Source organism: Leptothoe sp. PORK10 BA2, from assembly GCF_034932105.1.
Classification (GTDB): domain Bacteria; phylum Cyanobacteriota; class Cyanobacteriia; order Phormidesmidales; family Phormidesmidaceae; genus Leptothoe.
Map to the genome: position 1 here is coordinate 31,470 of NZ_JAYGIG010000028.1, position 9,942 is coordinate 41,411.

The 9,942-nt window shown below is 55.5% G+C and carries 6 protein-coding genes; all 6 read left to right on the top strand.

The annotated features are described in order from the left end of the window. Position 1: 1 nt before the first annotated feature. The 6 genes from VB741_RS09365 to VB741_RS09390 all read left to right on the top strand — a co-directional run bounded on the left by VB741_RS09365 (position 2) and on the right by VB741_RS09390 (position 9,870). The gene (locus VB741_RS09365; RefSeq protein WP_323364902.1) at positions 2–4,171 is read left to right on the top strand and encodes an eCIS core domain-containing protein; all 4,170 of its coding nucleotides are present in this window, start codon (positions 2–4) and stop codon (positions 4,169–4,171) included. Positions 4,172–4,478: 307 nt separating this feature from the next. Then, positions 4,479–5,198, top strand: a complete 720-nt coding sequence (locus tag VB741_RS09370; RefSeq protein WP_323364903.1) for a hypothetical protein — start codon at positions 4,479–4,481, stop codon at positions 5,196–5,198. Positions 5,199–5,524: 326 nt separating this feature from the next. Further along, positions 5,525–8,011: a phosphoenolpyruvate synthase gene (gene ppsA, locus VB741_RS09375; protein WP_323364904.1), complete on the top strand. Its 2,487-nt coding sequence runs from the start codon at positions 5,525–5,527 to the stop codon at positions 8,009–8,011. A gap of 140 nt (positions 8,012–8,151) precedes the next feature. Further along, entirely contained in the window at positions 8,152–8,682 is a 531-nt protein-coding gene (locus VB741_RS09380; protein ID WP_323364905.1) for a universal stress protein, read from the top strand. A gap of 45 nt (positions 8,683–8,727) precedes the next feature. Then, positions 8,728–9,297, top strand: a complete 570-nt coding sequence (locus VB741_RS09385; protein WP_323364906.1) for a universal stress protein — start codon at positions 8,728–8,730, stop codon at positions 9,295–9,297. A gap of 63 nt (positions 9,298–9,360) precedes the next feature. After that, positions 9,361–9,870 carry a universal stress protein gene (locus tag VB741_RS09390; protein ID WP_323364907.1) on the top strand — a complete coding sequence of 170 codons (510 nt, stop codon included), beginning with the start codon at positions 9,361–9,363 and terminating at the stop codon, positions 9,868–9,870. Positions 9,871–9,942 lie beyond the last annotated feature (72 nt).

Sequence of the window (9,942 nt, forward strand, 5' to 3'; positions counted from 1 at the left end):
TATGGAAGCCGCTCAAGCCCGCAAGGCAGAAGATACAACCAAAAGCGCCCACGCCGCGCCCGATGTTGCCCTTAAATTGGATCGAAAAGCGGACAGTGGCACAACGGTGGGTATGCCACTGTTTTTACAGCGGTCGGTGGTTGCTGATCTAGAGCGGGATGCTCAACCAGAGGAAGACCTTTCAGAGGTAGCGCCAGAAGAAGCTGCCCCAGAAGCGGAAGAAACCGATCAACTTTTACAAACGAAATCCTTATCCCACAGCCTTCAGCGCCAAGAAGACAATCAAGCAGAAGAAGAGATCCCGTTAGAAGCCACAGAAGAAGAATCCCCGCTGCTACAACCCAAGCTCACAGTCAACCCTCCCAATGACGACTATGAGCAGGAAGCTGACCAGGTCGCTGAAGCCGTCGTTCAGCGGGCAGCTTTATCGGGTTCAAGATCTGACGACCCTCTCCCCTTGTCATCTGCCAAGCCAAATATTCAACGCAAGTGCGATGCCTGTGAAGCTGAAGAGCAGGCCCAGTCGGAACCATCTGAAGACGAGGTGGTTCAGCGTCAGGCCTCAGCGCCGACAGAAATTGACCATCAAGCCTTGCCGGAATCGATTCGGCCTAGTGATGCAGGCACACCGCTGCCAACCGGTGTCAAAGAAAAAGTTGAGCCGGTTTTGGGGGCCGATTTGAGTGCGGTGCGGGTGCACGATCGCGACGAAGATCGTCAGGTAGCTCACTCGCTTAAGGCGCAAGCCTTTACCCATAAAAATCATATTTGGCTGGGTCAAAATCAACGGGCGGATGATGTGAAGCTGATGTCCCACGAATCGGCTCATGTTGTGCAACAAACGGCGGGCAATGAACCGATTCAGCGGTTACAGCGCAAACCCGCCGATTATCAGCATCCAGAGGATGGCGGTGGGGTAAGTGCCCGATTGAGAAATCGCTTTCAAGACGAAATTCCTGACCAAGACGAGCGATCGCCTGCCGCTACTGATTCAGAGAGCACTGCCAATGCGAATGCTGAGCGATCGCGTAATCAAGTTGACCCAGCTGAGCTGCGATCGCGCTCTGCCGAGGTCCGAGGCGATACCGCTCCCGATGTCGATCGACCAGCCCAAGAGCAACCCCAAATAGCGCAGTCCGCTGCTGCTGCACAGCAGGAAGCCGAGAGCGCTCCTGAAGCCTTGGTGGAAGGTGAGGGAACGGCTGCGGCAGAGGGTTCAGAAGGCACAGAAAATGCAGGAGGTGAAGCTTCCAGCGCCGCTGAGCAGGCCGCTGGCCTGGCCCAGCAGGCATTTGCCGCCGCCGCCGCCCAACCCGAACCAGGTCCCGAAGTTGAGGTTCAACCGCCGTCACCGGTCACACCGGTGGATGCCGCAGGCGAACCGCTAGACGCCGATCCAGACGCCGATAGCGCCGTTGCCGATATTGCGGGCCGCATTCAATATCTGCGCGAACAGGGTACTGCAATGCGTACGCAAGCAGCGGAAGGGCACGCCAATGCCGAAATCATTCGGGGGAACATTGCCCGCGTCAGTGGTGAAGTCACCAAAGCCGAAGAGGGCATCGCCACGGCTCAAGACCACGCCCAGCATCGCCACGAAGTCATTGGCCAAGCCGAGAGTGCGCTAGGCGTCTCTCAAGAAAAACAGGCAACGGTTGCAGCCGAAGCCCCTAGCTACCAAACCAAGGCCGATGAGGGCAAAGAAGACAGCGGTCCGATGGCGAGCGAAGCGGGCTCTCTGGCCAGCGAGAATGCAGCTAATACCCCTGATGACTCAGAAGCTGCTGAGAAATCGCAAGAACAGGGGCAAAAAATCAATCAGGTCGGTGACGACGCCCAGACGATGGATGGGGCCATCTCTCAAACCCGCAGCCGTGCCGATTCTTTAGTGGCAGATGCCGCTCATGCGGCCGAACTCAACACCCAGACTCAGGAAAAAATCAGCGCAGGGCAGCAAGTTCTAGATCAAACCGACCAGCGCCTCGGTCAGCATGAAGCTCAAACCGGTCAAGCGCGCGCGCAGGTAGAAGGCATGGCCAGTGCCCCCAATGAGGTTCATGCCCAAGCCAACCAGCTGAATGATCAAGGGCAACAGCTGATTGAATCGTCCTTTGCGATGGAATCGCGGCTGCACCAAAGCCAACAGCGTTATGCCACCCAAATGCAAGGGATTCCACCCGTTCAACCGTGGCAGGGTGAAACACCTGGAGAGGGGGGCGTGCTCCAGGCCCAAGCAGACACCAGCCAGCCCAGTGATGGCGTACCCGCTGCCGTGCCAACACCAGAACCCTCAGCGCCCCCCAACGCGTCTGAGGATGCCATCGAAACCGGCCTAGAACCGGGCGCGGAACCTGCCGAATCTGAAGCAGCACCCGAACCAGCTTCTGGTGTTGAGCCCGCTGCGGAGGGCGAAGCTGCTGGCGGCGGTGCAGGATCAGCCCCCGATGAAGCCGCTGCTGGTGATGCAGCCAGCGCCCTCGCCCCTGCAGTTGAAATAGGTCCCCGTCAAGATCGATCTGAAATTGACAGCGATGTTCCGCCTTGGGTAACCGGTGTTGATCCAGAATCAGTGGCCAGCCGTGAAGATCGACGACAGCAGATAGAGGACCAGCGTAGTGAGGAAATTGACTGGTTTAACCAACAGCTGGGTGGCCGTTCCGTGGCCCAAATTGGTGCAGGTGAGCGCTTTGGGCTGGTGGGAAGAGCCTTGTCCAGGCGGTTCCAAAATATTTTGAGTAATATCAGCTGGCCTGGCTGGGGCGGCTTAGCCAGAATGCTGCTTGATCCGCGATCGCTGCTCGCCGGGGCCGTTGGCGGCCTTGGCATGATTCTTTCAGGTGGTGCCAATCTCTTTAGTTTGGAACAATGGCAGCGCGACCCCTTAGGGAACCTGCTCACCTCAGCGGCCAACATTGCCACTGGCCTAGCCGTTATATTAGGCAGCATCACCGCCCTAGCTGGCTTAGTCGCTGCCATCATGGGTGCTCTCATCCTCATTACCTTTGGGGCAGCATCTCCAATTGCACTACCAGTTATTTCCGTTTGCACTACTATCATCACCACTGTTGGCGGCTGGACCATTGCCGTTGGCAAAGTCGCCCTCGTACTACAAGCATTGGCCCTCATCAAAAACCTAATTGATGTCGCCACCGCCCAAACCGCAGATGACTTACAAAGGGAAACCGAAGAAGTCAGCGGCAATATCAATGGCAGCTTCCAAGCGGTAATGAGCATTGTCGGAGCCAAAGGTGCTCAGGCTGGTTTAGCAGGTGTTCGCAATCGAGCAGCCGGAGTGATTCGGGCCTCTCGCCGGGCCGGTGGAGCGGGGGCCTTAGCAAGGCAAACGGCGACCAGAGGAGCAGCTGCCGTAGGTCGCGGCATAACTGCCGTAGGTCGCGGCATTGTTGCGGGAGGACGCGCTGTTGGACGAGGCGTTGTGGCTGGAGGACGTGCCATTGGTCGGGGCGTTGTGGCTGGAGGGCGTGCCATTGGTCGGGGTGTGGGCTCCCTTGGCCGTAGGGCTACCCAAGGGGTTCGTGACATTAGCAGTAAAATTCGAACGCTTGGAGGTAGAGGCCTGCGTCAGCTGCGACGTCGCCTTGGCAGGGGGCCGCACAATCCAAATGATTTAGTCGGTATTAGCCAATCTGTTCGAATTGGAGGGCGATCTCATACATTGTCAATCCGTCGCATTGGGAATCGTGTTGCTATTTATCTGTGCAGCGGTTGCAGAGATGTCGTTGATAAAATTGACGACATACTGGAAAACGCTACGGATCTTCCGAATCATGTTCGACGACAGCTAGTTGAGATTAGAGCAAGAGCTGATGGTATGGACGACCTTATCAATAGAGGTCATGTACCGGATGCTGACGCGCGAGCCATAATTCAAGGTCTCAAGGACGAATTAGAAGATTTAGTTCCAGGTAGTACCCAAAGAACGCCCGGTTCTGGACGCGGAACACCAACTGGTGGGGTTGATCCTCTCGCACCAGCTGGTGGGGCTGAGCATACTTCAGGTGCAAGAGGATCAACTGCTGGCAGACATGAGGAAGGACGTGCGCGTGTTGCAAGGGATCGAGGTGGAGAAGCTGGTGATGTGAGGCGACCTGTACCTCGTCGCCGTCCGGAAGGTTGGAAAGGGCCGTGGCCTCCTCATGACGAGAGCTAGCATTAGTAGACTGAAAATGAAAATTTAAGAGAATAGAGACAATGAATAGAAAAAAAATAGATTTGAACGTCTTACCGAAGCAACTACATTACTCTATAGCGTTTGTAGTGGTCGTAGCTATTGCGATCGCAGGCTACATCATCGGTCGTGATCAGCTTGTCCCTCCTTGGATTGAGCGACATCTCATCCCAGGTTTGGGCTGGTTCGGACTCATCCTCATCGCAATAGTTGTTCTCGACTGGTTAAAAAACGTTCTAAGGCCCAAAAAAGATCAGCACTAATTCCCCTCTTCAAAATCGGAGCCCCCATGCGGCCAGTTTTTGCCACCAAACCAAGACCTACTTACCGCCGTTCCCTACACCGCCGTCGAGCAGCCCGCCAAGACAATTTGCAAGCGTTGGGTAGCACGGTTGGCATGCCCCTGTTTCTACAGCGCCAACCGTCAGCCGCTAACGTGACTCAGCAAGATGAATCAGAGCCGGAAACTTTACCTACTTCAGGCATTCAAAACATTGTGGAGCCTTTACCTAATCTGGAAGGTGAGGGAGAATCTTATACAACGGTCGTATACGGCAACAGCCTCCGCCTTCAAGGACGTACTCGCGCTCGATTCAGTAATAGCTTTTTGACCGAGAATGTGGTCACTGCTCCCGCAGAGGGTTGCGAGGGCTGTCGTGCCAGTAACTGTGTCCACGTAACCGGCACATTGGTTTCCACTTTCACAGTCACAACCACCGTGACCCTACCGTCCGTTGCCGATTTTCCGCACCTGACTTCCTGCCAACAGCAGCGAGTGCAAGACGCCATTGACACTGTCCTTGCCCCCCACGAGCAGCAACATGTCAGCGCGTTTCAAACCTACAACGGAACGGTTTCGCCCCCCTTTGATCTCACCATTTGTCGAGGCCGCTTCGCTGCTCAAATTCAGGCTATGCACAATAGCCTGCAAAGTAGCCGTCGAAGTGCTGCCCAAGGTGCGAGCGATGCGCTCGATCCTTTCCATTTTGATGTCGATCTCAACTGTTAAGGGCTTGGTGCATTTCACGGTCACACTATGAACGCGATTCTCTAGCAAGAGTCTACGCCAACAGGCAGTCTGAATGACTGCCCCTTTCTAAAGATCGCCTCCTATGAGTCCAGTCCTTTCCGTTGCCGCCAGTCTATCGCCCGCAGTTTGTAAAGATATCAGCATTCGGGCGAGCGCACGGACAGTCCCTATCAGCGACTTGGCAGACAAACACCAAGCCCCCCTCACAACTTCCTCAAGTTCTTCCTCTAAAACAAGATTGGGTCGGTCAGAGCGGCCATTGCCTATTTGACCGATGCGGCCCAGACTACCAAAGAAGCACAACCATGCTGCAAAACAAAACCGCTCCAGCTCTAGGTACCCCCCAACCCATCGAAAACCCTAACCTAGAGCGCAGCGTAACGTCACCGTTTCTCCTGCCCTTTGAAGCCCTGGGCATCCACGATATTCCCTGTGTGGGCGGCAAAAACGCCTCCCTCGGCGAAATGATTCAACAGCTTTCCCGCCAGGGGGTCAAAGTGCCCACCGGCTTCGCAACTACCGCAGATGCCTACCGCTACTTCATTCACCAAGCCGGCCTGGATGCCAAACTGCGCAAAATTTTTCTAGACCTAGACGTAGAAGATGTTGCCAACCTGCGAGAGCGCGGCAAATTGGCTCGGACGCTGATCCTCGAAACCCCGTTCCCAGAAGAACTGAGCGCAGCGATCGCCTTAGGCTATCAGCAGCTGTGTGATCGTTACCAAACCCCCAACGTCGACGTAGCCGTGCGCTCCAGTGCCACTGCCGAAGACCTGCCCGATGCCAGCTTTGCTGGGCAGCAAGAAACCTACCTAAACGTCCACGGGGTCAAAGGCGTCGTCGATGCCTGCCATCGCTGCTTTGCCTCGCTCTTCACCGACCGCGCCATCTCCTATCGCACCATTAACGGCTTTGATCACTTTGAAGTGGCCCTCTCCGTTGGCGTGCAAAAAATGGTGCGCTCTGACCTGGCAACCTCTGGCGTCATGTTCTCTATTGATACCGAAACCGGCTTCAAAAACGCTGTGCTGATCACGGCAGCCTATGGCCTGGGTGAAAACGTCGTCCAAGGCGTTGTCAATCCTGACGAATACGTTGTCTTTAAGCCCACCCTTTCCCAGGGCTGTCGGCCGATCTTGCGCAAGCAACTGGGCAGCAAGGCCATCAAAATGGTCTATGACGTGGGTGGTGGCAAGCTGACCAAAAACCTTTCCGTGCCAGTGCCAGAGCAAAAAATCTTTGCCCTTTCCGACGACGACGTACTCACCCTGGCTCGCTGGGCCTGCATCATTGAGGCCCACTACTCCGCGGTGCGCGGCATGCCGACGCCCATGGATATGGAATGGGGCAAGGACGGCATGACTGGAGAGCTATTCATTCTCCAGGCTCGTCCAGAAACGGTTCAGTCTCAGAACACTGGCAGTACGCTGCGCAACTATCGTCTGACTATGACCCCTGCTGCTCGTCCAGGGCCAGCGGTCACGGGCCGGGCTGTGGGCGCCCTGATTGGTCAAGGCCGCGCCCGCGTGATCTCCGATGCTACCTCCATGGCTGAGTTCCAGGCTGGCGAAGTGCTGGTGACCGAGCGGACTGACCCCGATTGGGAGCCGATTATGAAACGGGCCAGCGCCATCGTTACCAACCAAGGCGGGCGCACCTGCCATGCGGCAATTATTGCTCGGGAAATGGGCATTCCCGCTGTTGTGGGTTGTGGTGATGCTACTGCCAAATTGGCGACGGGCCAACTGGTAACCGTCTCCTGCGCCGAAGGCGAAGAGGGGCTGGTTTATCCCGCGCTGCTCGACTTTGAAATTGAAGAGACGAAGCTGGGAGAACTGCCTCCAACCCAGACGCAAATTCTGATGAATGTGGGCAATCCCGCCGAGGCCTTTGGTCTCGCTGCGATTCCCTGCGACGGTGTGGGGCTGGCGCGGTTGGAGTTCATTATTGCCAACCAAATCAAGGTGCATCCCTTGGCATTGCTTCGTTACGACGAACTAGAGGACGGAGAAGAGAAACGGGCGATCGCCGCCCAAACGGCCCTCTACCCCAATAAACCCGACTTTTTCGTCGATCAGCTCGCCCAGGGCATGGCCACCATCGCCGCCGCCTTCTATCCCAAGCCCGTGGTGGTGCGCCTGTCGGATTTCAAGAGCAATGAATATGCCAACCTCCTTGGGGGGCGGCAGTTTGAGCCCCAAGAAGAAAACCCGATGATTGGCTGGCGGGGGGCATCGCGTTACTACGGCCCCAGCTATCGCGCAGCCTTCGGATTGGAATGCAAGGCTCTCAAACAAGTGCGAGAGACCATGGGCCTCACCAATGTCATTCCCATGATTCCCTTCTGCCGCACCCCCCAAGAGGGTGAGAAAGTTTTGGCTGAAATGGCCCAGCATGGCCTCGTTCGCGGCGAGCATGGACTCCAGGTTTATGTCATGTGCGAGATTCCCAGCAATGTCATCTTGGCAGACCAGTTCTGTGACATCTTCGATGGCTTCTCCATTGGCTCCAATGACCTAACCCAGCTGACTCTGGGCCTTGACCGGGATTCTGCCTTAGTGGCGGATCTGTTCGATGAGCGCAATGGAGCCGTCAAAGCCCTGATTGCCCAGGTGATTGCCACTGCAAAACGGCGCGATCGCAAGATCGGCATCTGCGGTCAAGCCCCCAGCGACTACCCCGAATTTTCTCGCTTCTTGGTAGAACAGGGCATCAACTCCATCAGCCTCAATCCCGATTCCTTACTCCAGACCCGTATCGCCGTTGCGGAACTGGAGCAGAGCGGGCGCTGATCTCGACCCAGACCATGTCCCATGCATTCAATGCAGAGCGGGCGCTGATCTCGACCCAGACCATGTTCCATGCATTCAATGCAGAGCGGCGCTGACATCGACCCAGACCATGTTCCATACATTCAATTAGGAGGATTAAGATGCTGAAAAAAATTATGGTTGGCTTGGATAACTCTCAGCTCAGTTTAGCGGCAATGGAAGAGGCGATCGCCCTCGCCAAGGCCTATGGCGCAGAACTCAGACTGGTCCATGTCCTGACAGACTATGAGCCGGGCGCTCCCCAGCGGATCGCCTACTTCGACGGATATCACCACCCCGCCATGAGTCAGTCGATGTTGGAAGCATATCAGAAGGGCTGGAATAAGTTTGCCGAAGACTACCGCACCTGGCTGGAGGACAAAGTACAAACCGTGAGTCTCACCGGTTTAGATCTGTCCAGTGAGATCCGCCTCGGCGATCCGAGCCGCGAGCTCTGCGCAATGGCGAAGGAATGGCAGGCCGATCTGATTGTGATGGGCAGCCACGGGCGATCAGGCATTATGGAAATGTTGATGGGTAGTGTCAGTAACTACGTAATGCACCATTCACCCTGTTCGGTACTGATTAGCCATGGGAACTCCGCTAAGGCCCGATCCAATGAGCTGAATGCAAAAGATCTGATATCGATTTAATCTCACCATCGGCGTCAGCCCTGTTATCTGCCCAAGGAGAGTCTTATGTTCAAGAAAATTCTCGTTGCCCTCGATCATTCCGAAACCAGTACCGCAGTCTTTGACGCAGCGGTTGAGTTGGCACAAAAACTTCAGGCGTCGCTCATGCTAGTCCATGTATTGTCCTCCTCTGAGGATGGCGATTCTAGTGTCCTCTTAACTACGCCTCCAGCCTATGGCATGGGGCTTTCCGAAGTTGCTTGGAATGACTATAGCCGGCGTTGGCAGGCCTATGAGGAAGAAGGACTTGAAAAGTTGCGGGGCTATCAACAACTCGCCCAGGCCGCTGGACTAGAGGCCGAATTCAGCCAGAACAGCGGCATGCCTGGGAAACGTCTATGCGATGTTGCCCGCCTGTGGAATGCGGATTTGATCCTGATTGGTAGTCGTGGCCGACAGGGCCTGAGTGAACTGTTTATGGGTAGTGTGAGCAACTATGTTACCCACCATGCAACTTGCTCTGTCTTGGTCATTCATCCCCAGAGGAACAAGGCGGCGATTGTTGAAGAAAAAACAGCTGTTGCCGTGAGCTCGCCTGAAGCTGAAGCCTTGGAAGTCACGAAGCCGGTGGCTTAATAGGTCTGCCCTAGAGGAGATGTTCAAAGAAGCGTTACCCGAAAAATTGGGAGGAAAAAAGCTATGTTGAAACGCATTTTGGTTGCATACGATCGGTCGGAGATGGCTGAGCAGGCGCTAGAACAGGCCAGCTCACTGGCCAAGTTCCAAAGCGCAAAACTCCGACTGGTTCACGTCCTTTGTGAGGGAGAGCCTGGCAGTCCACCCAAGCTGTACTTCAACGATCGCCAGCATATTGCCCAACCCAGTGGCTTTGTCATGGGGCAATACGAAAAGGATTGGAATCACTTCGTGGATGACTGGTGGAAGCGTTTGGAATGGATTGTGCGTAAAGCCAAAGCCGATGGACTGGAAGCTAGCTGCGATCTGTATCAGGGACGCGCCGGTCGGCAGCTCTGTCAAGCGGCTAAGGATTGGCATGCGGATCTGATCGTGATGGGATACCGAGGCCTGACCCAAGCCCAGGAAATGATGGTTGGCAGCGTTAGTCACTATGTCAATCACCGAGCCCCCTGTTCCAGCAATTATAAATTCAAATCGTATCAGTTGATACAGAAGCTTTCAACTTCTTGAAGGTGAGCATATGAGGGTATCATCAGCTTAGGAGGAATTAGGCCGCCGCCGTGAGCGTCGAGGCGGTAACGG